This window comes from Stutzerimonas xanthomarina DSM 18231, from assembly GCF_900129835.1.
GTDB classification, from domain to species: Bacteria; Pseudomonadota; Gammaproteobacteria; order Pseudomonadales; family Pseudomonadaceae; genus Stutzerimonas; species Stutzerimonas xanthomarina.
In genome coordinates this window covers 55638-79902 of record NZ_FQXA01000007.1, presented here as the reverse complement: position 1 = coordinate 79902, position 24265 = coordinate 55638, and the positions used below count along the sequence as shown (strand labels likewise).

22 protein-coding genes are annotated in these 24265 nt (G+C 61.7%); 10 read left to right on the top strand and 12 right to left on the bottom strand.

What is annotated here, in order from left to right:
- The first annotated feature begins 35 nt into the window (after nt 1–35).
- Both BUE09_RS17270 and BUE09_RS17265 read left to right on the top strand, forming a co-directional pair.
- The gene (locus tag BUE09_RS17270; RefSeq protein ID WP_073302827.1) at nt 36–1589 is read left to right on the top strand and encodes a phospholipase effector Tle1 domain-containing protein; all 1554 of its coding nucleotides are present in this window, start codon (nt 36–38) and stop codon (nt 1587–1589) included.
- Nucleotides 1574–2248 carry a DUF2931 family protein gene (locus BUE09_RS17265; RefSeq protein WP_341864715.1) on the top strand — a complete coding sequence of 225 codons (675 nt, stop codon included), beginning with the start codon at nt 1574–1576 and terminating at the stop codon, nt 2246–2248. Before BUE09_RS17270 ends, BUE09_RS17265 begins: the two co-directional genes overlap by 16 nt.
- A 30-nt stretch (nt 2249–2278) precedes the next feature.
- Here BUE09_RS17265 and BUE09_RS17260 read toward each other — a convergent pair whose 3' ends face one another.
- From BUE09_RS17260 to glcD, 10 genes are all read right to left on the bottom strand, one after another.
- Nucleotides 2279–2665, bottom strand: a complete 387-nt coding sequence (locus tag BUE09_RS17260) for a helicase (RefSeq protein ID WP_073302824.1) — start codon at nt 2663–2665, stop codon at nt 2279–2281.
- A gap of 137 nt (nt 2666–2802) precedes the next feature.
- Nucleotides 2803–3075 (bottom strand): HU family DNA-binding protein, encoded by a 273-nt coding sequence (locus tag BUE09_RS17255; RefSeq protein ID WP_037024568.1) that lies wholly within the window; start codon nt 3073–3075, stop codon nt 2803–2805.
- Nucleotides 3076–3224: 149 nt separating this feature from the next.
- Entirely contained in the window at nt 3225–4427 is a 1203-nt protein-coding gene (locus BUE09_RS17250; protein ID WP_073302822.1) for an NAD(P)/FAD-dependent oxidoreductase, read from the bottom strand.
- A 1-nt stretch (nt 4428) separates the two neighbouring features.
- Entirely contained in the window at nt 4429–4596 is a 168-nt protein-coding gene (locus BUE09_RS17245) for a rubredoxin (protein ID WP_073302820.1), read from the bottom strand.
- Nucleotides 4597–4752: 156 nt separating this feature from the next.
- On the bottom strand, nt 4753–6462 hold the full coding sequence (locus tag BUE09_RS17240; RefSeq protein ID WP_073302818.1) for an L-lactate permease: 1710 nt from the start codon (nt 6460–6462) through the stop codon (nt 4753–4755).
- Between the two features lie 222 nt (nt 6463–6684).
- A complete protein-coding gene (locus tag BUE09_RS17235) occupies nt 6685–8865 on the bottom strand; it encodes a malate synthase G (protein WP_073302816.1) in 2181 nt (726 codons plus the stop codon).
- 123 nt (nt 8866–8988) lie between these two features.
- A complete protein-coding gene (locus BUE09_RS17230; protein WP_073302814.1) occupies nt 8989–9390 on the bottom strand; it encodes a heme-binding protein in 402 nt (133 codons plus the stop codon).
- Between the two features lie 139 nt (nt 9391–9529).
- A complete protein-coding gene (gene glcF, locus BUE09_RS17225) occupies nt 9530–10747 on the bottom strand; it encodes a glycolate oxidase subunit GlcF (protein WP_073302812.1) in 1218 nt (405 codons plus the stop codon).
- Nucleotides 10748–10934: 187 nt separating this feature from the next.
- A complete protein-coding gene (gene glcE, locus BUE09_RS17220) occupies nt 10935–11993 on the bottom strand; it encodes a glycolate oxidase subunit GlcE (RefSeq protein ID WP_073302810.1) in 1059 nt (352 codons plus the stop codon).
- Nucleotides 11993–13492: a glycolate oxidase subunit GlcD gene (gene glcD, locus BUE09_RS17215; RefSeq protein WP_073302794.1), complete on the bottom strand. Its 1500-nt coding sequence runs from the start codon at nt 13490–13492 to the stop codon at nt 11993–11995. The genes glcE and glcD overlap by 1 nt, the downstream gene beginning before the upstream one ends.
- A gap of 238 nt (nt 13493–13730) precedes the next feature.
- Here glcD and glcC point away from each other — a divergent pair, with 238 nt between their 5' ends.
- The 7 genes from glcC (at nt 13731) to BUE09_RS17180 (ending at nt 20874) form a co-directional block, all read left to right on the top strand.
- A complete protein-coding gene (glcC, locus tag BUE09_RS17210) occupies nt 13731–14498 on the top strand; it encodes a transcriptional regulator GlcC (RefSeq protein ID WP_073302792.1) in 768 nt (255 codons plus the stop codon).
- Nucleotides 14499–14651: 153 nt separating this feature from the next.
- Nucleotides 14652–15413: a hypothetical protein gene (locus BUE09_RS17205; protein WP_073302790.1), complete on the top strand. Its 762-nt coding sequence runs from the start codon at nt 14652–14654 to the stop codon at nt 15411–15413.
- Between the two features lie 243 nt (nt 15414–15656).
- A complete protein-coding gene (locus tag BUE09_RS17200) occupies nt 15657–16196 on the top strand; it encodes a chorismate--pyruvate lyase family protein (RefSeq protein WP_073302788.1) in 540 nt (179 codons plus the stop codon).
- Between the two features lie 51 nt (nt 16197–16247).
- On the top strand, nt 16248–17144 hold the full coding sequence (gene ubiA / locus BUE09_RS17195; RefSeq protein WP_073302786.1) for a 4-hydroxybenzoate octaprenyltransferase: 897 nt from the start codon (nt 16248–16250) through the stop codon (nt 17142–17144).
- A 221-nt stretch (nt 17145–17365) separates the two neighbouring features.
- Complete coding sequence (gene phoB / locus BUE09_RS17190; RefSeq protein ID WP_019341703.1) at nt 17366–18055, top strand: phosphate regulon transcriptional regulator PhoB; 690 nt, start codon at nt 17366–17368, stop codon at nt 18053–18055.
- Between the two features lie 80 nt (nt 18056–18135).
- Nucleotides 18136–19437, top strand: coding sequence for a phosphate regulon sensor histidine kinase PhoR (gene phoR / locus BUE09_RS17185; RefSeq protein WP_073302784.1), 1302 nt, complete (start codon nt 18136–18138; stop codon nt 19435–19437).
- 96 nt (nt 19438–19533) lie between these two features.
- Nucleotides 19534–20874 (top strand): hemolysin family protein, encoded by a 1341-nt coding sequence (locus BUE09_RS17180; protein ID WP_073302782.1) that lies wholly within the window; start codon nt 19534–19536, stop codon nt 20872–20874.
- Nucleotides 20875–20988: 114 nt separating this feature from the next.
- On the opposite strand, the gene BUE09_RS17175 is transcribed toward BUE09_RS17180, so the two are convergent.
- Entirely contained in the window at nt 20989–21885 is an 897-nt protein-coding gene (locus BUE09_RS17175) for a peptidoglycan DD-metalloendopeptidase family protein (protein ID WP_073302780.1), read from the bottom strand.
- A 162-nt stretch (nt 21886–22047) separates the two neighbouring features.
- Entirely contained in the window at nt 22048–22959 is a 912-nt protein-coding gene (locus BUE09_RS17170; RefSeq protein WP_073302778.1) for a response regulator, read from the bottom strand.
- Between the two features lie 176 nt (nt 22960–23135).
- On the opposite strand from BUE09_RS17170, the gene BUE09_RS17165 reads away from it, so the two are divergent.
- Nucleotides 23136–23927: a universal stress protein gene (locus BUE09_RS17165; RefSeq protein WP_073302776.1), complete on the top strand. Its 792-nt coding sequence runs from the start codon at nt 23136–23138 to the stop codon at nt 23925–23927.
- Nucleotides 23928–24265: the final 338 nt, after the last annotated feature.

The window sequence follows — 24265 nt, the reverse complement described above, 5'->3', positions numbered from 1 at the left end:
GCCTTCACGGCATTCAACCACGGACAGGTAGAAGCATGAGCGGTTACGTCCCCAATATCCCGAAAGCCAAGCGCGACGCCGAGCTCAGAGGCGTCGAACCCGTCGATATCCACGCCCAACGCTGGGCCGAATACGAACGTCACGCCAAGCACCCGGAGAAGCCAGCCGAGAAAACCAAGATCGCTCTGCGTATTGGTGTCTTCTTCGACGGCACCGGCAACAACGCTGCCAATACGGCGTTAGGTATCGCCTGCGGTGCGCATCATCCTGTGCGAAAAGAAGATCTCGACTCTGCCTGCAAGCCCTATATGGCTGACCCAGATAGTAGTTATGGGAACGATGTAACCAATGTTCGTAAGTTGATGGAGCTGTACATTGAAAGCGCCAGCCCCGAGGGCGATGGCCCGCAAAAACGGCTTTCGCGCAAGATCTATGTCGACGGAATCGGTACTGAGGCCGGCACGGAGGACAGCTTCCTAGGCGCGGGGATGGGTCGTGGCGAGACCGGGGTAAAAGGCTGCGTGCAGAAGGCATTCACTTTGATCGCATCCGCCGTGACGCGAGCCGTCTCAGAAAACCCCGATTGCACAATCAGCTCGCTGACGTTCGACACTTTCGGATTCAGTCGGGGAGCTGCGGCCTCAAGGTACTTTGCCAACGAAATTGTTAAAGGACTACAGGGGCCGTTGAGGAGCATCCTCCAAGACACTACCAGAGGTTTCGCTCCGGATTTCATAGAGCGATACCAGTACGGTATCGACGTGTGGTTCATTGGCTTGTTCGACACTGTCGCATCAGTTGGCGGACTAGCCAATTTGGGAAATATTCGAAGTGCCATTACGCCCTGGGTCAACCTCTACTTGCCCCGCAAGTACTTCAAACATGTGGTACATCTCGTTGCCCGAGACGAAGTGCGCGCCAACTTCCCTTTAAGCCGAGTCAAGCCAGACCACCCAGAGTTAACTCTGCCAGGAGCGCATTCAGACATTGGAGGCGGCTACCTTCACGAGGCAGAAGAGTGCGTACTTGTCAGCCCCATGCAGGCATTGACGGTAAACGTAGGAATCGATGTCCGAACAACTTCTATCTATAACGAAGCAGAAACTGCCATGAAGCGCCTTGTTGCTGAAGGTTGGGCTCCTTCCAGTCTGGAGATAGTCACTCCGGCGCCGCAGCTCCTGCCCCGAGATTTGCAAGACCGCTTAGCGCCACGGCAACAGAGGGTCTATGCCGGCCTGCAACTCAAACGCTCCGTTAGTGGGGCGCTTTCGAGAGTATATCTACGAGTGATGTACCAACTAGCTAAACGCGCAGGGGTACGCTTCGATGCGATGGACGAGCACAACCCCAATTATTCGCTCCCGAACGAGCTACAGTCGATTTGCGAACGCTTTTGCAAGGGCGACTACAGCACAACCTCCGATGAGGACGAGCTTCTGAGAAGTCGATATATCCATGTCTCTGCCCACTGGAACAACCCGCTCGGCAAACTGACGCATGACGGCGCTAAGCTGGTTTACATCAATGCCCCCGATACGGACGGGATTCGTCGACAGCATCCCCACGAACCTGAATGGACTCTACTGTGATGAAGCTATTGGCGGCCCTTGCAAGCACCCTATTTTTATTTGGTTGTCAGATTGCCGGTCCGTTAACGGCCGAGCGGGACCCAAAGACCCCATGGTGGAGCCTAGAGTTTGCTGCTCCCATCTATATGACCGGCTGGGTCGAGGCGAGCGTCGTAGAGGACGTGCAAGGAAAGCTCTTCAATCATGGCAGCGCTGGGGTGATTGGAAGCGGCGATTATGGAAATGAAAGAGAAGTAGCCAAGGGTTGGCCTAAGGGACTAGCAGGCAGCGGAATACGTACCGTCGTAGGAGCAGATCTGCCTAAGCGGATCTACGTACGATGGCAGTCGGTGGTGGAGCCTCAGACGTATCACGCGTGGATTGATATTCCCGAGCAAGCTAGAACGATTATGTACGAGTCAACTCACCGCCAATGCACGGAAGCACTACAGCGGAAAGTAAGCCAGATAGCCTCGTTACACCTAGGCTTGGCCCCAGGTGGGATTATCCAGGTCTGGGTACGAGACCAGTGTCATGAGCCAATAAAAGTCGCCCGCCGCAAAGCTGAGATAGAACCACTCGGACCACATCTCGGAAAATCCGGTGGGAACTACTATCCGCAACCAGAAGCCTCGAAGCGCTACATAGATCGGTTCGGCATTCCCTATGGCAGCTGGTAGATGCGGCCGAAGGGGCAGCACGCCTTTGGATCAAGCCGCCTCGACCTTCTTCTTGCGGGGCTTCAGATACTTGGTCATGCCCTGGAACCACATCACCAGCGCTGTGTTGCCCTGGATCTGGATGTCCTTGTTCTGGATGCCCTGCATAAAGGCCAATTGCTTGTTCTTGGCATTCATGGTGGCGAAGCCGTAGGCGCTGTCCTTGAATCCGATGGCGAACGCTGGATCGGTTGCGGTGCCGCCGTGACTCGTCACGCGCTGATCCTTGACCACGTAATGCCGCGCGACTTTGCCGTCGAGCGTATGCAGCTGGAAGGTCAGGTCTTTATCGCCGAGCTGTTTCTGGAAATCAGGATTGGTGCGGCTGGACTTGGCCATCAGGCGACCAAGCATCCAGAGAAGAAAGCGAAATTTCATGGCTGACCGACTGATGGTTGGAAAAGCGGCATTGTAGCGGCTGGTCCGTGCGGCGAAAGCAGGAGAACAGAGGGGTCTGGAGTGGACCGTTCGGTCATGCTGACCCGGAGCCTGGGCGGCCCCGGGCGGCGCGACGTTTAGTTGATCGCGTCTTTCAGCATCTTTCCCGGCTTGAAAGCCACAGTGTTGCTGGCCTTGATGGTGACGGGTTCGCCCGTCTGCGGGTTCTTGCCTGTACGGGCCCCGCGGTGTCGTTGTACGAAGGTGCCGAAACCTACCAGGGTGACACTGTCCTTGCGGTTCAGTGCGTTGGTGATTTCATCCAGTACGGCGTTGAGTACTCGGTTGGCCTGATCCTTGGTGAGATCGGCCTTTTCGGCGATAGCGGCTGCGAGTTCCGGTTTGCGCATAGATAGCCTCTACATCTTTATTGTTTTTTTTTTGCTGCTCTCCGAGCAGCATGCCATACCGCTGCAGCAGCTCTAGGCTGCGCCAGCGGATCAACGGAGCATGGCACGCTGCTAGCACTCGCGCCAGTCCTCGCCAGTGCTTTGCCGAATCAATGCGAAGACTTTAAGGACAGAACTTGAGGCAGTTCCGCCAACACCGGCGGCAATTGCTTATTGAGTGCCAGACGCTGCTGTACGGCCGTTCCGGTCAGGGCGTAGCCCAACAGGCGGCCCTCCTGATCCTGACACAATGCTTTCAGATCATTGCCTTCACCCTCGACGCTCCAGCTGCCATTGCTGCCTGCTGCCGGTGGTGAAACCACCAGCGGGCAGATCGGCGTCTTCACCGTGATCGGCATGGGTCCGTAAGTGACAGGCGTCGGCTGGCCGGTGAGGGTTCTGGCCAGCGCACGGACGCCACTCATCAGCGGCATCACATACAGCAGGTTGAGCCCGTCCACTTCGGCACAATCGCCCAGCGCGTAGACGTGCTCCATTGAAGTCTGCAGCAGGCGATCGACTTCGATGCCACGGTTGACGCGCAGACCCGCGGCTTCGGCCAGCTCGGTGCGCGGCCGCAAACCCACGGCGCTGACCACCAGATCGCACTGGATTCGCTGACCGTCGGACAGCTGCGCCTGCAGCCCGTCATTTTCGCGATCCAGCCGCTCGAGTACCGGACCGAGATGGAAACGCGCGCCCAGCGATTCCAACCCACGCTGCACCGCCGCGGCCGATTCGACCGGCAGCAGTGACGGCATGATCTGCTCACAGGGCGCCACCAGCTCCACCTCATAGCCACCCTGCAACAGGTCATTGGCAAACTCGCAGCCAATCAGCCCAGCACCGAGAATCAGCACGCGCCGCTTGCCCTTTGCCGCCTCGCGGAAACGGCCATAATCGAGCAGATCGTTAATCGGGAAGATCGCGTCCTGCGCATCGCCGGCAACGGGCACGTTGATTGTCTGCGCACCCCAGGCGATCACCAGATCGCGGTAGGGCACGGGCTCGTTGCCGATCCAGACGCGGCGATTGACCGGGTCAAGGCGCGTCACCCGGGTGTGGGTGCGAATCTCGGCGTTGAGCTGAATCGCCATCGGCCCCGCGACCGTCATGCCGAGCGCGTCGGCATCCTTGTTCATGGCGAAGCCGGTCGAGAGCATGGGCTTGGAATAGGAGCGACCATCATCTGCGGTGATCAGCAGTAGCCGCGTCTCGCTGTCGTACTTGCGAAATTCGCGGGCGAGGTTGTAGCCCGCTAGCCCGGTACCGATGATCACCAGAGGCAGGTTTGTATCGTTCGATTCGTTCATATCAGCCGACCGCGACCATTTCGAAGTCCACCTTGCCGACGCCGCAGTCGGGGCACAGCCAGTCTTCCGGCACATCCTCCCAGGCGGTGCCCGGAGCGATGCCGTCGTCCGGCCAGCCCTCGGCTTCGTCATAGATGAATCCGCACACCACGCATTGCCACTTTTTCATCATTCACCTCGATCAGTCTCGGTTGCGCTGCACGCTATACCAGAACACCGCGAACCGCCAAACGCCGGAGGCCTGGCGATAGACCGCGAGCCTGCAAATATTTTCCGGACAAACAAAACGGGCGGCCTGGGCCGCCCGTCCGGATTCACGCCACCATCAACTGGCGGTCGCTATTCCCACCAGCGGATCGCCGATGTTCATCACGTAAAAGCCGATCAGGCCGATGGTACCGGCCAGTACGAGGTAGTACAGGGTCGGCAGCATGGTTTTGCGCAGCGTGATGCCTTCGCGCCCCAGCAGGCCGACCGTGGCCGAAGCCGCGACGACGTTGTGGATAGCGATCATGTTGCCCGCCGCGGCGCCCACCGATTGCAGCGCCACCATCAGCGCCCCGGAAATCCCCAGCAGCCCGGCAGTGTTGTACTGGAACTGCGAGAGCATCAGGTTGGACACGGTGTTGGAGCCGGCGATGAAGGCACCCAAGGCGCCGACCGCAGGCGAGAAGAACGGATAGACACCGCCCACGCTGTTGGCCACCAGCTGCGCCATGGCCACCGGCATCGATACCAGGTCGGAGCCGTTGACGCCCGAGTTGATCAGGATTCGCACCATCGGGATGGTGAAGATCAGCACGAAGCCGGCACCCAGCAGCGTTTTGCTCGATTCGGTGATGGCAGCGCCCAGCTGAGCAGCCTTCATCCGATGCAGGAAGAAGGTAACCAGCACCACCATGCAGAGAATTCCACCTGGCAAATACAGCGGCTCCAGCGTACCGGAGACGCCGGTTTCACCGAGGATGTCCTTCCAGCCGAAGCTGACCGACATCAACGCCGCCTTGAGCTGCGGAAAGATGCGAGACATCACCAGGAAGATCGCCAGCAGCAGGTACGGCGCCCAGGCCATCGGCACGGAGATCGGTGTACGTCCAGCGACGTCATCGATCTTCATCTCGATCTTGCCCATCCACTCCACCGGCCACTCGCTGGCCGGGGCGAAGTCCCAGCTGGTTTTCGGCAGCAGGAAGCCCGCCTTGGCGGCCGGAACCACGATGGCCAGGCCGACCAGCGCGCCGATCATCGACGGGAATTCCGGGCCGAGAAACACACCGGCAGCGGCATAGGGGATGACGAACGCCAGACCGGTGAAGATGGCAAACGGGGCCATCGCCAGCCCTTCGCTCCAGGAGCGGTTGCGGCCGAAGAAGCGCGTCATGATGCAGATCATGATCAGCGGCATGAGGATGCCGCACAGCGCATGGATGATCGCCACGCGGGAGTAGATCAGCTGGAAGAACACGTCCCAGTTGCTGCCCACGGTAGCCAGTTGCCCGCCGAGCGTCGCCTGGTCCAGACCACCGGCGACACCCACCAGAATCGGCGTCCCTACCGCACCGAAGGATACCGGCGTCGATTGCACCATCATGCCCAGCACAACCGCCGTCAGGGCCGGGAAGCCCAGAGCGACCAGCAGCGGTGCAGCGACCGCAGCCGGCGTACCGAAGCCCGAGGCGCCTTCGATGAAGCAACCGAACAGCCAGGCCACAATCAGCACCTGTACGCGCTTGTCCGGGCTCACGTTGGCGAAGCCGCGACGAATCGAAGCGATGCCCCCGGAGTGCTTGAGCGTGTTCAGCAGCAGGATGGCGCCAAAGATGATCCAGAGGATCGCAGCGGTAAGAATAAGGCCTTGCAGCGTGGAAGCCAGGACCCGGTTGAAGGTCATGTCCCAAGCCAGAAGGCCGATCAACGCAGTGAGCACGAAAACCAGCGGCATTGCGTACTTGGCCGGCCAGCGAAAGCCGATCAGCAGTACCCCCGCCAGCACCAGCGGCACGAAGGCCAGTATGGACAGCAGTGTCTGACTCATTGTTGGGTTCCTTGTTTTTTGTTGTGAACCGCTTACATCCGGGAAAGCCCGGTCCCACGCATGGCTGAAATGAAGAATCACCTCAGTCCGAGAAGCTGACTAGCAAGTCATGTTAGTCCGCCTCTCTTGCTCGAAAGCCCCGGACGCTGGAAGCGCCCGGGGCTCATCAAATCGCGTCGGCGATCAGCTCATGCTGACCGCCGACTGTCTTGCTGATGCCGCTCAACCGACCTGCTGCTTGAAGCGCTGGCGCCAGGCATGCAGCAACGGCTCGGTATAACCGCTCGGTTGCTCGCGCCCCTTGAACACCAGATCGCACGCCGCCTGGAAGGCAGCAGATCCAGCATAGTCGGTGGCCATCGGGCGGTAGGCCGGATCGCCAGCGTTCTGCTGATCGACCACCTTGGCCATGCGCTCCAGCGTTTCGCGAACCTGCGCTTCGCCGACCACACCGTGACGCAGCCAGTTGGCCAGATGCTGACTGGAGATACGCAGCGTGGCGCGGTCTTCCATCAGGCCGACATCGTGGATGTCCGGCACCTTGGAGCAACCGACGCCCTGCTCAACCCAACGCACCACGTAGCCGAGAATGCCCTGGCAGTTGTTGTCCAGCTCCTGCTGGATCTCGGCGGCCGACCAGTTGCGCTCCGGCGCGACCGGAATGGTCAGCAGATCATTGGTCAGCTTGTCGCGCTCGGCGGCGAGATCGATCTTTTCCAGCTCGGCCTGGACGGCCTGTACGTCGACCTGGTGGTAGTGCAGCGCATGCAGCGTGGCGCCGGTCGGCGACGGCACCCAGGCGGTGTTGGCGCCGGCTTTAGGGTGGCCAATTTTCTGCTCGAGCATGGCAGCCATCAGGTCCGGCATGGCCCACATGCCCTTGCCGATTTGCGCCTTGCCACGCAGGCCGCAGTTCAGGCCGACCAGCACGTTGTTGCGCTCGTAGGCCTGGATCCAGGCGGTGCCCTTCATGTCGCCCTTACGCAGTACGGCGCCGGCTTCCATGATGCTGTGCATCTCATCGCCCGTACGGTCGAGGAAGCCGGTGTTGATGAAGGCGACACGGTTCTTCGCAGCACCGATGCACGCCTTGAGGTTGACGCTGGTGCGACGCTCCTCGTCCATGATGCCGACCTTGAGGGTATGGCGCGGCAGACCGATCAGGTCTTCGACGCGACCGAACAGCTCGTCGGTGAACGCTACTTCGGCCGGCCCGTGCATCTTCGGCTTGACGATATACATCGAGCCGGTGCGCGAGTTGCCCTTGCGCTGCTGGTCATGCTTGGCGATCAGGCTGGTGACCACGCCGTCCATGATGCCTTCGGGAATCTCATGGCCTTCGCCGTCGATGATCGCCGGGTTGGTCATCAGGTGACCGACGTTGCGGATGAACAACAGCGAGCGGCCGTGCAGCGTCAGGTTCGAGCCATCGGCGGCGGTGTATTCGCGGTCGGCGTTGAGACGGCGAGTGATGCGCTTGCCGCCTTTCTCGAGATCTTCAACCAGATCGCCTTTCATCAGGCCCAGCCAGTTGCGGTAGACCAGCACCTTGTCGTCGGCGTCGACTGCGGCAGTGGAATCCTCGCAGTCCATGATGGTGGTGACAGCGGCTTCGACCAGCAAATCCTTGACGCCGGCAGCATCGGTCTGGCCAATCGGGCTGTTCGGATCAATCTGGATCTCAACGTGCAGGCCGTTGTTCTTCAGCAGAATCGCGGTCGGCTCGACGGCTTCGCCCTGATAACCGACAAATTTCTCCGGCTGCTTCAGACCGGTGACGCTGCCGTTTTCCAAGGTCACCTTGAGCTGGCCATCCTGCACGCGGTAGTTGGTCGCATCGGCATGGCTGCCTTCGGCCAGCGGCGCGGCCTGATCGAGGACGTTGCGCGCGAAGGCGATGACCTTGGCGCCGCGCACATCGTTATAGCCCGGGCCTTTCTGCGCGCCGTTTTCTTCGCTGATGGCATCGGTGCCGTAAAGCGCATCGTACAGCGAGCCCCAGCGGGCGTTAGCGGCGTTCAGCGCGTAGCGGGCGTTGCCAATCGGCACCACCAGTTGCGGGCCGGCCTGGGTGGCGATTTCGCTGTCGACGTTGCTGGTGCTGATCTTCACTTCGCCCGGCTCGGGCTGCAGGTAGCCGATGGACTCGAGGAAGCTGCGGTAGGCCGGCATGTCGCTGATCGGGCCCGGATTGCTGCGGTGCCAGTTGTCCAATTCGACCTGCAGACGGTCGCGCTCGGCCAGCAGGGCACGGTTCTTCGGCGCCAGGTCGTGGATCAGCTCGTCGAAGCCCTTCCAGAACGCGGCTGCATCAACGCCGGTGCCCGGCAGAACTTCGTCTTCGATAAAGCGTTGCAGGTTGGCCGCCACTTGCAGGCGGCCCAGAGTTACGCGTTCGCTCATGACAAAACCTCTATTGTTCGTTGTTCAGCCACCCGCAGGTAGCTGCTGATCAGTCGCTGTGGCCGGAACTGCCGCGGGGTACGCCGCTACTTTTCGTCCCGCCTCCAGCGTTCTTCTCATGCTCTAACCGACAGCGGCAACGCCGGCCTTGGCGACCTGGGCATCCTGAGCAGCGGTCACGCCGGAGACACCGACCGAACCGATCACCTGGCCATCGACGATTACCGGCACGCCGCCTTCCAGCGAGCAGACCACAGGAGCGGATAGGAAGGCGTTGCGGCCGCCATTGACCATGTCCTCGTAGCCCTTGGTTTCGCGACGCCCCACCGCGGCGCTGCGCGCCTTTTCGGTAGCAATGTAGGAGGCGATCGGTGCACAGCCGTCCAGACGTTCCAGCGCCAGCGGATGGCCGCCGTCGTCAGCCACGACGATAGTCACGGCCCAGCCGTTGTTCTGCGCTTCGCTGCGCGCGGCGGCGAGGATGGCGGTCACTTCGGTCTGGGTCAGCATGGCTTTGGTTTTCATGGTTTCTCCTGTTGAATTCGGTTTGCGCCAAGGCGCGTATTCAAGTGCAACGTAGGGTGGGCTTCAGCCCACCGGGTTCACATCATCCGCTCGGCACGCTGGTGGGCTGAAGCCCACCCTACTGTCGTTCAGCGTGGTTTCACTGCATCGCTTCTTCGACGATCTCGATCCAGTGCCGCACCGGCGTTCGGCCCGCGCCGTCGAGGTGCGTCTGGCAACCGATATTGGCGGTGACGATCACTTCCGGCTTGCCGCTTTCCAGCGCGTTGAGCTTGTTGTCGCGCAACTGATGGGAGATCTCCGGCTGGGTGATCGAGTAGCTGCCCGCCGAGCCACAGCACAAATGCGCATCCGGTACTGCGGTGAGGTGAAAGCCGAGCCGGGTGAGCACGTCTTCGACCGCGCCGCCGAGCTTCTGTGCGTGCTGCAAGGTGCAGGGGCAATGAAAGGCCATGCGCTTGTTGGTTTCGACCTTCAACCGCTCCAGCTCGGCGCTGCGCAAAACTTCAACCAAATCCTTGGCCAGTGCACTGACCCGCGCGGCCTTGGTCGCGTAGGCCGGGTCGTCCCGCAGCAGATGACCATAGTCCTTGATGAAGGCGCCGCAACCACTGGCGGTCTGCACGATGGCTTCGGCGCCGCCTTCGATGGCGGGCCACCAGGCGTCGATGTTGCGCCGCGCGCGGTCGAGCCCCGCTTCCTGCGCGTTCAGGTGATAGTCCACCGCACCGCAGCAGCCCGCTTCGCGTGCAGTGGTCACGCTGATGCCCAAGCGATCCAGCACGCGCGCCGTGGCTGCGTTGGTATTTGGCGACAGACTCGGCTGCACACAACCTTCGAGAATCAATACGCGACGGGCATGCAACACCTGCGGCCGCGGTTTGGCCGGGGTGACCTGGCGCGGCATGTGCGCCTTGAGCGTCGCGGGCATCAGCGGACGCAGCATGTTGCCGGTGCTGAGCAGGCTTTTGAATAGCCCGGGGCGCGGGATCACGGTGCGCAGCCCAGTGCGCAGCAGGCGTTCACTCGCGGAGCGCGGCACCTGCTGTTCCATGAAGTCGCGGCCGATATCCAGCAGGTTGTGGTACTGCACGCCGGATGGGCAGGTGGTTTCGCAGTTGCGGCAGGTCAGGCAGCGGTCCAGATGGGTCTGGGTGGCCTCGGTAACTTCGCCGCCTTCGAACATCTGCTTCATCAGATAGATGCGCCCACGCGGGCCATCCAGCTCGTCACCGAGCAGTTGGTAGGTCGGGCAAGTGGCGTTGCAGAAGCCGCAATGTACGCAGGAGCGCAGGATGCTCTCGGCTTCCTCGGCACGCGGCAACTTCTTCGCCGCCTCACTAAGATTCGTTTGCATTAATAGGTCGCTCCCAACGCGAATTGGCTCTTTGCGTTGGCGCTTCGCGCCAACCCTTCGGGACGCGCCCCAGAAAGCGCAATCCATCGTTGTTCGTCGTTCATTTGGAATACCAAACTTCTCTCCTCACGCCTTGCCCTGCACGCTCTGGCGTGGTCTCGCAGCGGCCAATCGCGCTGAGCGCGACCTAGACCTCGGAATACATGCGGCCAGGGTTGAATATCCCCTGCGGGTCGAGCGCCGCTTTCAGCTGGCGGTGATAGCGCAGCAGCGGCTCGGCCAGCGGCTGAAACGGACTGACCGCAGCGCCAGCGGTGAAGCAAGTGGTATGGCCGCCCACCTCACTGACGATCGCGCGGATGGCCTCTGCATCGGCATCGGATTTCAGCCAGCGCTGGGCGCCGGCCCAGTCGATCAGCTGGTCGCCCGGTAGCGCCAGCACCGGCGTATCGGTGGGCAACGACAGGCGCCACAGCGGGCGCGCGTCGCTGAAGAAGCCCAGACGCTGCTCGCGCAGGTCTTGCCAGTAGCCCGCCTCCAGTTCCTGCCCACCAATGCGCTCGCAAGCAGCATTGACCGACCCTTCGCCGCCTTCAAGTCGCAAGTGGAGCGCCTGGCCGTCATGGCTCGCGGCGGTGATTGGCACGGGCTGCTGGCCCCACTCGGCGAGTTTGAGCAGCGCACGATCGACCGGCATCTCGACTCGAAGGCTGCGCAACAGGCGCGGCTTGGGCAGCACCTTGAGCGAGACCTCCGTGAGCACGCCAAGGCAACCAAAGCTGCCGGCCATCAGGCGCGAGAGGTCGTAGCCGGCCACGTTCTTCATCACCTCGCCACCGAAACGCAGATGCTTGCCCCGGCCGGTAATAACCCGCGAGCCGAGCACGAAGTCGCGCACCGAGCCTGACCACGGCCGTCTCGGGCCGGACAGGCCGGTGGCGATCATCCCCCCGACCGTGGCGCCTTCGCCCAGATGTGGCGGTTCGCAGGGCAGCATCTGGTTGGCCTCGTCGAGCGCGGCTTCCAGCTCGGCCAGCGGCGTGCCGGCGCGAACGCTGATCACCAGTTCGGTCGGGTCGTAGGTGACGACGCCGCGATGGGCGCGGGTATCAAGCGGCGTGCCCTGGACTTCGCGGCCGAGAAACGCCTTGCTGCCGCCGCCCTGAATGCGCAGCGGGGTGTTGCTGGCCAACGCCTGGTTGACCTGATCGAGCAGCTGCTGGCTGTCGTCGAAGGAAACCGTCATCAGAAGCGCTCCAGTTCAGGGAAGGGCAATTGCCCGCCGTGGACATGCATGCCGCCAAATTCGGCGCAGCGATGCAGCGTCGGGATGTTTTTTCCGGGGTTGAGCAAACCGCTGGGATCGAACGCCGCCTTAACAGCGTGGAACAGCGTCAACTCGTCGGCGTTGAACTGCGAGCACATCTGGTTGATCTTTTCGCGACCCACACCGTGCTCACCGGTGATCGAGCCACCGACCTTCACGCACAGTTCGAGAATCTTGCCGCCCAGCGCCTCGGCACGCTCCAGCTCGCCTTCTGTGTTGGCATCGAACAGGATCAGCGGGTGCATGTTGCCGTCACCGGCGTGAAACACGTTGGCGACGCGCAGGCCGTATTCGTCGGACAGGTCGCTGATGCCCTTGAGCACGCCCGGCAGCTCGCGCCGCGGGATGGTGCCGTCCATGCAGTAGTAGTCCGGCGAGATCCGCCCGACCGCCGGGAAGGCGTTCTTGCGCCCGGCCCAGAACTTGACCCGCTCGGCCTCGTCCTTGGCCAGCCGCACTTCGGTCGCACCGGCCAGCTTGAGCACCTCGCCCACACGGGCGCAGTCATCGTGAACGTCAGCCTCGACACCATCCAGCTCGCAGAGCAGGATCGCCTCGGCGTCCACCGGATAGCCAGCATGGATAAAATCCTCAGCGGCGCGGATCGACAGGTTGTCCATCATTTCCAGCCCACCGGGGATGATGCCCGCGGCGATGATGTCGCCTACCGCACGACCGGCTTTTTCCACCGAATCGAATGCCGCCAGCAGCACCTTGGCCACCTGCGGCTTGGGTAGCAGCTTGACCGTGACTTCCGTGACGATGCCGAGCATGCCTTCGGAGCCGGTGAACAGCGCCAGCAGGTCGAAGCCCGGCGAATCCAGCGCGTCCGATCCGAGCACCATGCGCTCGCCCTCGACGGTGAGGATCTCGACTTTGAGCAGGTTGTGCACGGTCAGGCCGTATTTCAGGCAATGCACGCCACCGGCATTTTCGGCCACGTTGCCACCAATGGAGCAGGCGATCTGCGAGGACGGATCGGGCGCGTAATAGAGATCGTAGGGCGCCGCCGCCTGGGAGATCGCCAGGTTACGCACACCGGGCTGGACGCGGGCAAAACGACCGGCCGGATCGATTTCGAGAATCTTGTTGAAGCGCGCCATGACCAGCAGAATGCCCTGCTCCAGCGGCAGCGCACCGCCGGACAAACCGGTACCGGCACCGCGAGCGACGACCGGCACGCCACGCTTGTGGGCGATTTTCAACAGGGTTTCGACCTGTTCGATACGCTCGGGCAGCACCACCAGCATCGGCGTGGTGCGATAGGCAGACAGGCCATCGCATTCATAAGGCTTAAGGTCTTCGCCTCGGTGAAGGATGTCCATGCCGGGCAGCTGGGCCTGCAAGTCGGCCAGCAATGCTGCTTTGTCGACCTTGGGTAGCTCACCGTCGACGCGTTCGTCGTAGAGAATATTCATGGCAGTCGGGGCTCTTCTTTGGCGTTCACCGCGCACGGCCAGCTGCGGTGGTTTGACGCATCATTAGCCCGACACAGCCCTGCCGTCCACTTGGAAAACCACTGGTCCTACCAGTTTCTTTCATAAGCCTTTCAGCGACAAAGCCAATAAGCACCGAATATCAGGGGCTTTAGCGAAGCAGCCAAGGCTTGATGTAATATCCGCCCCAACTGGTCCTACCAGTTATGGAGCCTTTAAGTTGATTGAAAATATTCAAGACCGCCGCCAGCTGGCGGACGTCGTAGCAGAGCGTATAGAACGCCTGATCGTCGATGGCGTGTTGAAGGTCGGGCAGGCGCTGCCATCGGAACGGCGCCTGTGCGAGAAGTTAGGCATTTCACGCTCGGCATTGCGCGAAGGCCTGCGTGTGTTACGCGGTCGCGGCATCATCGAAACCGCGCAGGGCCGCGGTTCGCACGTGGCGAGACTGTCCGGCGAACAGGATGCCAGCCCGCTGATGCATCTGTTCAATTCGCAGCCGCGCACGCTGTACGACCTGCTCGAAGTGCGCGCCCTGCTCGAAGGCGAGTCAGCCCGTCTGGCGGCGCTACGCGGCACCGACGCCGACTTCGTCCTGCTACGTCGACGCTACGAAGAAATGCTCGCCGCGCATTCCGAAGAAGGCGGCGACCCACGGGAGCACGCGCGCCTCGACCATGCCTTCCACCTGGCCGTCAGCGAGGCTTCTCACAACCCGGTATTGGTGCATACGCTGCAGTCGCTGACCGACCTGATGCTCTCCACCGTATTCGCTTCGGTGAACAACCTCTATCACCGACCCATGCAAAAGCGGCAGATCGATCGCCAGCACTCGCGCCTGTTCCACGCCATCACCGAACGCCTGCCGGACCAGGCCCAGCGCGCCGCCAGGGACCACATCCACAGCATCCGCGACAACCTCAAGGAGATCGAGCAAGAGGAGCAACGACTGGTGCGGGCGACCATGCGCCTGGAAGGGTGGGCGTAATAACGCGGCTAGACGCTAGAAGGTGCGAGATTGGCGTCGGTTGAAGCTGCCGCCACTTCTGCCAAAAAATCTGAACCCTCAGCAGCGAGTGCCTTCGAAAATTATGCGGAGTTCATGAATCCGCGTCCCCGACTACCAAGAGAGGAACGCACAATGACCAAGAAACCGCTTGCACTTGTCACCGCCCTGCTGGCCGCCGGTCTTTCCCTGCCTAGCGTCGCGCAGCAGCAGAACACTCAGCAATCCCAAGCACAGCAGCCGGGCATGCAGACCCAGCAACAGGGAGCCGGCTCGTCCATTCGAGTCGGCCATGATGTTGTCGACGCCGTGGATGATGTTCGGGAAAACGTCGCCGATCTGATTGGCTCGCTGCGCCAGTCCGGCCCAGGCATGGGCGTAAGCAACTGGAAGCAGAGCGACAGCCAGCTGGCCAAAATGGAACAGCAGCTCACTCAACAGATGGAGCACAAGCTGGACGAAAAGGCCGAGCGCACCGACGATTATTGGAAGGCCTGGATCCGAGGTGAAGAGTACAAGGTTGGCGTGACCAAGCAGGTCAGTGAACTTGCCAGCAACCTTGATGAGGTGGCCAAAATGCTCAGCGGCGCGAAGGGCCAGAAAATGCAGGAGATCGACAGCGCGGACGTCGCGAATCAGGTGGATGACTTGCAGGAAGCCGTCGAGGACCTGGTCCAGGCGCTACAGGATTCGGACGGCCTGAACGCAAACAAACAGCAGCTCCAGCAAGCGCAGCAGCGCCTGGACACCATGGAGAAGGAGCTGGATCGCCAGGCCGACATGGCCGAGGAAGAGTGGAGCACATACGCAGTTGGCGATCAGTTCAACCCAGGTGTGCAGAAGAACATCTCCGAACTCGCGCAAATCATGCGGAGCTTGTTCCAACAGGACGCCTAACGGCCTTACCGCGGCAGACTCCGCCACGCTATACGGCGCCGGCGGGGCCCGATTATTAGCCACCGGAGTCATTGATACCGGAGCCATCTTCAAAACGTGCCACCCCATTGGCCCGGCTCTGGCTTTGGCTTGAAGCTTCAAACTGAAAGCCAGTCCCGCCGGGTTTCGCTTCCAGTCCCCAGCCCCGCTTGTCCCGCCTTTCTTGCTAGACTCGCCGCTTCTTTCCGCTATTCATTACTGCTCGTGTCCGACTTCTTAGATTGGCTGCCCGCCGATTGCCATCCCGCCCCGATCTCCGCTGACCTGCATGATTGGCTTTACGTCGATAAAGGCTCGTTAACCCGCCGCCTCACCCAGTTGGCCGACGGTGCATTCAGCGTGACGCCCCTGACAGAAGATTGGCAGACCCTGCGCGACGACGAATGCGCTGCCCTTGGGGTGGCCGGGGGTAGCCAGGGCTGGGTTCGCGAGGTCTACCTGCGCGGTCATCAGCAGCCATGGGTGTTCGCGCGCAGCGTCACTGCTCGCAGCGCGCTGGAGCAATCCGGGCTTGACCTGCCGCATTTGGGTAGCCGCTCCTTGGGCGAGTTACTGTTCAGTGATCCGGCGTTTGCGCGCGGCTCACTGCAAGCCCGCCGCTACCCAGCCGAATGGCTGCCGGAAGCGGTCCGCCAACCCGGTCTTTGGGCGCGCCGCTCCTGTTTTAGCCAGGGTGAGCTGCGCGTATTGGTCGCCGAGGTATTTCTTCCAGCGCTGTGGCAGGCCGCGCGGATGACCAACTGAGCGCAGCACAGACTGTTCTGCAAATGCCACTCACCAACCGGAGCCCCGCCGATGTACCAGAAGCTTCTGCAATCGAGCAATCGCCTCCACCCGCGCGCCTGGGACTTTATCCAGCTGATGCGGCTGGATCGCCCGATTGGCACCTACCTGCTGCTGTGGCCGACGCTCTGGGCACTGTGGATCGCTGGCGAGGGCTCGCCCAGTGTGAAAAACATCGTCATCTTCGTCCTCGGCGTGGTCCTCATGCGCGCCGCCGGCTGCGTGATCAATGATTTCGCCGACCGCAACCTGGATGGGCACGTCAGCCGCACCAAGGGCCGTCCGCTGGCGACCGGCAAGGTCACCTCGAAGGAAGCCTGGATTCTTTTCGCCATTCTCGTCGCACTGAGCTTCGGCCTCGTCCTGCTGACCAACGCGGCCACCATCTGGCTGTCGTTTGGTGCGCTCGGTGTCGCGTCGCTCTACCCCTTCATGAAACGCTACACCTACTACCCGCAGGTGGTACTCGGCGCAGCCTTTTCCTGGGGCATGCTGATGGCCTTTACGGCTGAGCGCGGCGAGTTGCCACCGGAGGCCTGGCTGCTGTTCATCGCCAACGTGGTCTGGACGGTGGGCTACGACACCTACTACGCCATGGCCGACCGCGAGGACGATCTGAAGATCGGCATCAAATCCACCGCGATCCTCTTTGGCGAAGCCGATCGGATCATCATCGCCACACTGCAGGGTCTCGCCCTGTTCTGCCTGATTCTCGCTGGTGTGCGCTTCGAACTCGGCCAGTGGTTTCACCTTGGGCTGACCATCGCTGCCGCCTGCTTTGCCTGGGAGTTCTGGAAAACCCGCTCGCGCAAGGCACAGCTGTGCTTCCAGGCGTTCTTGCATAACCATTGGGCGGGGCTGGCGATCCTTGCGGGGATCGTTATGGATTACGCGACGAAGGCGGGCTGATCGCTGAAGGCTGAAGGCTGAAGGCAAACAGAGCGTCGACGATATTGCGCAAAGGCTATCGCGACACTGCGAGGCACTTTCGTCGTTCAGCTCCCAACCTACGGCGCTTTTATCGCAGTCCTGAACCTCTAACCGCCTGCACGCTGATCGGCTTTTGTCACATCCCTGCAACATTTCCGTTATCTAATGCCGAGCGACAATAAAACGGACCGAGAGCGGACATGAACGGCAAATGCATACTGATCGTCGATGACGAAGCGCCGATTCGGGAAATGATCGTGGTGGCGCTGGAGATGGCCGGCTACGAATGCCTTGAAGCGGAAAATATCCAGCAGGCGCATGCGCTGATCATCGATCGTCAACCGGATCTGATCCTGCTTGACTGGATGCTCCCTGGCACCTCCGGTATCGAGCTGGCACGACGCCTCAAGCGGGACGAGATGACGGCCAACACACCGATCATCATGCTGACCGCCAAGGATGCCGAGGACAACAAGATCCAGGGCCTGGAAGTGGGCGCCGATGACTACATCACCAAGCCTTTTTCGCCCCGCGAACTGGTCGCGCGCCTGAAGGCCGTGCTTCGCCGCGCAGGCACCAGTGACAACGAGATGCCCATCGAAATCGGTGGTCTGCTGCTGGACCCCATCAGCCACCGCGTAACCATCGACGGTACGCCGGCGGACATGGGTCCAACCGAATACCGTTTATTGCAATTTTTCATGACTCATCAGGAACGCGCCTACACCCGCGGCCAGTTGCTCGATCAGGTCTGGGGCGGCAATGTATACGTCGAGGAGCGCACCGTTGATGTGCACATCCGGCGCTTGCGCAAGGCCCTGGGCGAGACCTATGAAAATCTGGTGCAAACCGTGCGTGGCACCGGTTACCGTTTTTCCACCAAGAGCTGAACAAGCCGCAACCGCCGAGCGTCAGCTGGCGTTGTAGATCCATTCTGGCCGGCCTCAAGCTGCCTCAAGGAGCGTTAGCGGTGAATCAAGACTGGCAAGGCGCTCTGGTGCGTCGCCTGCTGTTGATACTGGCTGGATGCCTGCTGGCCGGCCTGGTCACGGGTGAATATGCCTGGGCCCTGGTGATTGGGCTTACCGGTTACCTGGGCTGGACTCTGCACCAGATCCGCCGCTTGCTGCTGTGGGTAAAGAGCGATCAGGCCGACCAGCCGCCGCCGGACGGCCACGGCATCTGGGGCGAAATCTTCGACAATCTGTACCAACTCCAGCGCCGCGACCTGCGCCTGCGCGGCCAGCTGCAGTCGGTGATCGACCGGGTCCAAGGCTCGACCACCGCGCTCAGGGATGCGGTGATCATGCTCGACAGCGACGCCAATCTCGAATGGTGGAACCCAGCCGCCGAGCGCCTGCTGGGCCTGAAGAAACCGCAGGACACCGGCCATCCGGTGACCAACCTGGTACGCCACCCCAGCTTCAAGGAGTACTTCGACAAAGGGCGTCATGAAGAGCCACTGGAGCTCTCTTCTCCCGTCAATGATCGCCTCTGGCTGCAGATCACCATTACCCGCTACGGCAACAGTGAACACCTGATGGTGGTGCGCGACATCACCCGCCTTCATCAACTGGAGCAGATGCGCAAGGACTTCGTCGCCAACGTATCCCACGAGCTGCGCACGCCGCTGACGGTGATTGCCGGCTATCTGGAAACGATGCTCGAACATACCGACGAAATGCCACCACGCTGGCCGCGCGCCCTGAATCAGATGAGCCAGCAGGCGGGGCGCATGCAGCTCCTGCTCAACGATCTGCTGCTGCTGGCCAAGCTCGAAGCGACCAACCCACCGACCAATACCCAACCGGTGGCCATCGCCAAACTGCTGCAGTCCATCAAGAGCGACGCCTTAGCGCTGTCGGCCGAGCGCAACCACCAAATCACCCTTGAAGCCGACCCGACCTTGCTGCTCAAGGGCAGCGAGAGTGAGCTGCGCAGCGCGTTCTCCAACCTGGTATTCAATGCAGTGAAATACACGCCGGACAATGGCGAGGTGCATATCCGCTGGTGGTGCAACGAGCATGGTGCACACCTGGCGGTGCAGGATTCCGGCATCGGCATCGAGTCCAAGCACCTGCCGCGGCTGACCGAGCGCTTCTACCGAGTCGATTCCAGTCGCGCCAGTAGCACCGGCGGCACCGGCCTCGGCCTGGCGATTGTCAAACACGTGCTGCTGCGGCATCAGGGCCGCCTGGATGTAAACAGCACGCCAGGCAAGGGCAGCATTTTCACCTGCCACTTCCCGCTGTCGCAGGCCACGGTGAGGTAGCTCTGCGACCGCCTGGCGCCCGGCCGCTGGCCGGCTTCTTGAAATAACCCCGAGCCGGCCCCATCCTTGGGGCCTCTGCCACTACCTGACACCTCAATGGACCCTTCCCCCAGCTACGCCGCTTCTTCCTACTTCGCCGACTTCGGCATGATTCTCTTTGCCCTGTTCCTGGTATTGCTCAACGGATTCTTCGTGGCCGCCGAGTTCGCCATGGTCAAGCTGCGCGCCACCAAGGTCGAGGCCATCGCCAAGGAGCACGGCTGGCGCGGGCACATCCTGCGCAGAGTGCATAGCCAGCTGGACGCCTATCTCTCGGCCTGTCAGTTGGGTATCACCCTGGCCTCGCTGGGCCTCGGCTGGGTCGGTGAGCCGGCCTTTGCCCACCTGCTCGAGCCGGTACTGGCCGCGGCGGGTATCGAGTCTCAGGCCGTGGTGCATGGTATCGCCTTCTTTACGGCGTTTTTCATCATTTCCTATCTGCACATCGTTGTTGGCGAACTGGCACCCAAGTCCTGGGCGATCCGCAAACCCGAACTGCTGTCTCTGTGGACGGCCGCACCGCTGTACCTGTTCTACTGGGCGATGTATCCGGCAATCTACCTGCTCAACGCGAGCGCCAACGCCATTCTGCGCCTGGCTGGCCAGGGTGAACCGGGCAGCCACCATGAGCACCACTACAGCCGCGACGAGCTTAAGCTGATCCTGCATTCGAACCGGGCCCTGGACCCGGCCAACCAGGACATCAAAGTGCTCGCCTCGGCGGTAGAAATGAGCGAGCTGGAAGTGGCCGACTGGGCCAACTCCCGTGAGGACTTGCTGCAGCTGGAACACAACGCCTCGCTGCCCGACATTCTTGACCTGATCCGCCGTCACAAATACAGCCGTTACCCGGTGTATGACAGCGAGCAGGGCGACTACATCGGACTGCTGCACATCAAGGACTTGCTGCTGGCGCTGGCCAGCGACGACCAACTGACCCAGCATTTCGTTCTCGACGATCTGCTAAGGCCGCTAGAGCGGGTGCCGCGCCATCTACCGCTAAATGCGCTGCTGGACCAATTCCGCCAGGGCGGTGCGCATTTCGTGCTGGTTGAGGAAGGCGATCACAAGGTGGTGGGCTTCCTGACCATGGAGGACGTGCTGGAAGTGCTGGTGGGCGATATTCAGGACGAGCACCGCAAGACCGAGCGCGGCATCCTCGCTTATCAGCCTGGCAAATTGCTGGTGCGCGGCGATACGCCGCTGTTCAAGGTAGAGCGGCTGTTGCATGTCGATCTCGACCACGTCGAAGCGGACACCCTTGCCGGCCTGATCTACGAAACCCTGAAGCGGGTTCCAGAGGAAAACGAAGTACTGTTCGTCGATGATCTGCAGATTGTCATCAAGAAAATGCGTGGCCCGAAGATCGTACTGGCCAAGGTGCTGAAGCAGGAGTAAACGGCTGGACTGGAGGCTGGAGAGTCGTAGGGCGGGTGAAACCCGCAGGACGTACGCGATAGCAGCTGCGATCGGCGAGTTGTACCCGCCCTACGACTGCAAGCCTGGAATGCGTCAGTCCCCGCCAACGGCAAAGTTCGGCAGGCTGTTGACTGGCTGGGCGAAATCAAAGGGAATCGATTCGACCGCCAAGCCGACGTTGCGCTGGACCACGAAATGCAGATGCGGGCCGGTGCTGTTGCCGGTATTGCCCGAGCGCGCCAGCAGCGAACCGGCTTCGATGCGCTGACCTTCGCGTACGCTGACCGAGCCTTTCATCAGGTGCAGATAGACGCCCATGGTGCCGTCATCATGCAACACCCGGACAAAGTTTCCGGCCGGGTTGTTGCCACGCCCAGTCTGAGCATTCTCGAGTTTCACCACCATGCCCCCACGCGCCGCCACGATGGCCGTGCCCTCGGGCATGGCGATATCGGCGGCGTAGCGACCTTTCCGGGTGAAGTGGCTGTACTTGCCATTCGCGCCCTGGGTCAGGCGGAACGGGCCGCCACGCCAGGGCAGCGGATACTTGTAGGGTTTGGGCAATAGCCGCGGATCACCCAGCGCATGGCGCAGTTTAGGGGTGTACTTCAGTGGTTTTGAGGGGTCGAGCGGAGCCAGAGTCGCCAAGCGAATCTGGCTGCGTGGCGGCAGCACCCACCGGATCGGCTCATCCGGCGCGCCGGCGGCGTTCTGCACGCCGGTCAGCTTGAGTTCGATGTCTACCGGCGCGTACAGATCATTGCGCACCAGCAAGGTTTCGCCAGCGGCGTGCTTGCGGGTTACCAGCTTCACCTGGTTGTCGAGCTTCTCGACCATGCGATCGTTGAACGCGAACACGCGCGCGCCCGGCGCCGCCTGGTCGCTGTAAGTGACCACGCCGTTGGCGTCGGTGTACTTGTAGATGGTCAGGGCCGAAGCCGGCATAGCCAGGCAGAACAACCCGAGAGCAAGAATGGTGCGCCCCAACATAACGGCAGACTTCATGGTTATGTATTCAGAGCGCTGCAGACTAGCAGCGCAACGGCCTGTGCGCGAGCCACCGACTGTCAGCCTGTGAAATGGTTCATCGCGTCACTGGTTTTTCCAGACGGTCGGTCGCGGCGCAGCGTTAGCCAGTTGGGTTGGTCGCAGCTAGGCGCCCGGTACGAAGTGCCGCTGGGCGGTGCCTCGGGCGATCAGCCGGGACAGGTAATCGAGCTTCTGCGGGTCACGGTCGACGAAGCGAAACGTCAGTTGCAGCCACTCACTGTCCGGCTTGGGCTCCAGCGCCGCGACCGCGTGAAGATAGCCATTGAGGCGTGCCACCTCCCCGCCTTCACCCTGCTCCAGATCGAGCACTGCGCTCTCCAGCACCTGCGGCAGCGTCTCGCCACGCTTGACCACCAGCAGCCCCTCTTTAAGGCTGATCGCCTTGATGACGCAAGCAAGCGTTCCACTCGCCAGACGCAACTGGCCCTGGCCGCGACCGCCGCTGGCCGCTGTCGGTTTGGCTGCGGCCGGCTGCACCAGCGGCGCGGCGAATCCGGGCGCTGGCGAGGCGACCGATGCTGCAGCCGGCTTGACGACTTCAGCCTTGCCGCCTGTCAGCGCAGCCAACGAATCGTTGGCCATGCCGGTGTTAGTCGGCCGTGCCGGTGCACTGGCCGCCAGTGCGCCGAGTTTGCCAGCCCTTCCGAGTGCCTTGCGGACCTTGGTGGTCAGTTGTTCGTTAGAGAATGGCTTGCCGATGAAGTCGGACACACCTGACTGGATCGCCTGAACCACGTTCTCCTTGTCGCCCCGGCTGGTGACCATGATGAACGGGGTGGTTTTGAGCTTTTCCTGAGCGCGGCACCAGGTGAGCAGTTCGAGGCCGGACATTTCCGGCATCTCCCAATCACAGAGGATCAGGTCGAAAGAATCGCGGTCGAGCATCTGTTGGGCCTTGCGCCCGTTCACAGCGTCCTCGATACGAATCCCCGGGAAGTGGCTGCGCAACCCCTTCTTGATCAAATCCCGAATGAAGGGCGCGTCATCCACCACCAGCACACTGACCTTGCTCATCACTCGCTCCTGCTTGAATGGCCGCCAGCATAGCGTTAGCAGCCCAACGAAAAAAGCATTCCAGACCAAAGCAACGGCCAGCCGTATGCGAAAGCGTCTGCCTGCTCTCGATCAGGACAACGCCTGGATCTGCCCGGCATACTGCAGGTATTTCGCTCAGCAATCGCGAGGCAGCCATGGTTCAGCATATTCTCGTCGCCCACGATCTCAGCCCCGACGCCGATCTGGCCTTGAGCCGCGCAGCGCAATTGGCGCAGCAGACCGGGGCACGCCTGAGCGTGCTGCACGTTCTGGCCAGCGAACCGGGCGCGACGGAGCAGAACGCACAGATTTATCTGCGGACGGCGCTTGAGCGCCACGGTCTTGCCCAGCTGCAGCCCTGGATTCGTAGGGGCCGTGCCGCCGAGGAAATTCTTACCCAGGCCACCGGACTGGAAATCGACTTGCTGGTGATGGGCCGCCATCATCGCCAGTCACCGCAGGGATTCGCCGGCACCACGCTGGAGCAGGTACTGCAGAACTGCCCCGCACCGCTGTTGCTGGCGGTCGCGCCGGCAGTGCCCTACTCACGGGCGCTGGCCGCACTGGATTACTCCAGCTGCGCCAGCCGCGCGCTACAGGCGGCGTGGCAACTGTTACCGACTGCCAGCGATCTGACGGCACTGAACGTCTACGAAATGGCCGAACTGCACCAGCCGAGCGAGCCTGACCTGGCGCTGCAGCGCGAACTGTTCGATCAGTTGCTCAGCGACCTTCGCGCTGACCTGCGCAACACCGGCGCGCGGCTTCATTCGAGCCTTCGTTACGGTGAGCGCAGCAGTTGCCTCGACGACGCCATCGCAGCGCTGCAACCGCAACTTCTTGCGCTGGGTAGCCACAGCCGTAGCGAAATAAGCAACGCCTTGCTCGGCAGCCTGACCCGGCAATACCTCGACCAACCACCCTGCGACGTGTTGATCGCTCATTGAATCAGCTCTGAACGGCGGTTTACCGGCCCTCCACCAAGCACCAACCAGGCCGCTCAGACACCAAACCTGACGGCACAATGCCCACTCACCACGCCGCCTTCGCAATCGAAGCGGTTGCGCCTGCGCAAACCCCTGCTACGTTTAGTTCAACGAACAATAACAAGACAAATCACATGCCAGGTCAGGTGACTACGCAGCTTTCGGGGCCATCGACGACCCGTGCCCGCCCGGCACGAAAGCAGTCTTCCGCATTCGCTATGCACAGCCCGATTCAGCCAGGCGCATGGCCGCCTCGCCAACGATATAGCTGCCCTCGCACCGCTCCGGCAACGCGCTCA

Excerpts from the sequence above, each read along its gene's own strand:
- BUE09_RS17255 (WP_037024568.1), bottom strand. The coding sequence starts at position 3,075 with ATGCGCAAACCGGAACTCGCAGCCGCTATCGCCGAAAAGGCCGATCTC.
- BUE09_RS17265 (WP_341864715.1), top strand. The coding sequence starts at position 1,574 with ATGGACTCTACTGTGATGAAGCTATTGGCGGCCCTTGCAAGCACCCTA.
- glcD (WP_073302794.1), bottom strand. The coding sequence starts at position 13,492 with ATGAATATTCTCTACGACGAACGCGTCGACGGTGAGCTACCCAAGGTC.
- glcF (WP_073302812.1), bottom strand. The coding sequence starts at position 10,747 with ATGCAAACGAATCTTAGTGAGGCGGCGAAGAAGTTGCCGCGTGCCGAG.
- BUE09_RS17180 (WP_073302782.1), top strand. The coding sequence starts at position 19,534 with ATGGACCCTTCCCCCAGCTACGCCGCTTCTTCCTACTTCGCCGACTTC.
- BUE09_RS17175 (WP_073302780.1), bottom strand. The coding sequence starts at position 21,885 with ATGTTGGGGCGCACCATTCTTGCTCTCGGGTTGTTCTGCCTGGCTATG.
- BUE09_RS17245 (WP_073302820.1), bottom strand. The coding sequence starts at position 4,596 with ATGAAAAAGTGGCAATGCGTGGTGTGCGGATTCATCTATGACGAAGCC.
- BUE09_RS17270 (WP_073302827.1), top strand. The coding sequence starts at position 36 with ATGAGCGGTTACGTCCCCAATATCCCGAAAGCCAAGCGCGACGCCGAG.
- BUE09_RS17250 (WP_073302822.1), bottom strand. The coding sequence starts at position 4,427 with ATGAACGAATCGAACGATACAAACCTGCCTCTGGTGATCATCGGTACC.
- ubiA (WP_073302786.1), top strand. The coding sequence starts at position 16,248 with ATGTACCAGAAGCTTCTGCAATCGAGCAATCGCCTCCACCCGCGCGCC.
- BUE09_RS17230 (WP_073302814.1), bottom strand. The coding sequence starts at position 9,390 with ATGAAAACCAAAGCCATGCTGACCCAGACCGAAGTGACCGCCATCCTC.
- BUE09_RS17235 (WP_073302816.1), bottom strand. The coding sequence starts at position 8,865 with ATGAGCGAACGCGTAACTCTGGGCCGCCTGCAAGTGGCGGCCAACCTG.
- glcE (WP_073302810.1), bottom strand. The coding sequence starts at position 11,993 with ATGACGGTTTCCTTCGACGACAGCCAGCAGCTGCTCGATCAGGTCAAC.
- BUE09_RS17260 (WP_073302824.1), bottom strand. The coding sequence starts at position 2,665 with ATGAAATTTCGCTTTCTTCTCTGGATGCTTGGTCGCCTGATGGCCAAG.
- BUE09_RS17205 (WP_073302790.1), top strand. The coding sequence starts at position 14,652 with ATGACCAAGAAACCGCTTGCACTTGTCACCGCCCTGCTGGCCGCCGGT.
- phoB (WP_019341703.1), top strand. The coding sequence starts at position 17,366 with ATGAACGGCAAATGCATACTGATCGTCGATGACGAAGCGCCGATTCGG.
- BUE09_RS17165 (WP_073302776.1), top strand. The coding sequence starts at position 23,136 with ATGGTTCAGCATATTCTCGTCGCCCACGATCTCAGCCCCGACGCCGAT.
- BUE09_RS17170 (WP_073302778.1), bottom strand. The coding sequence starts at position 22,959 with ATGAGCAAGGTCAGTGTGCTGGTGGTGGATGACGCGCCCTTCATTCGG.
- BUE09_RS17240 (WP_073302818.1), bottom strand. The coding sequence starts at position 6,462 with ATGAGTCAGACACTGCTGTCCATACTGGCCTTCGTGCCGCTGGTGCTG.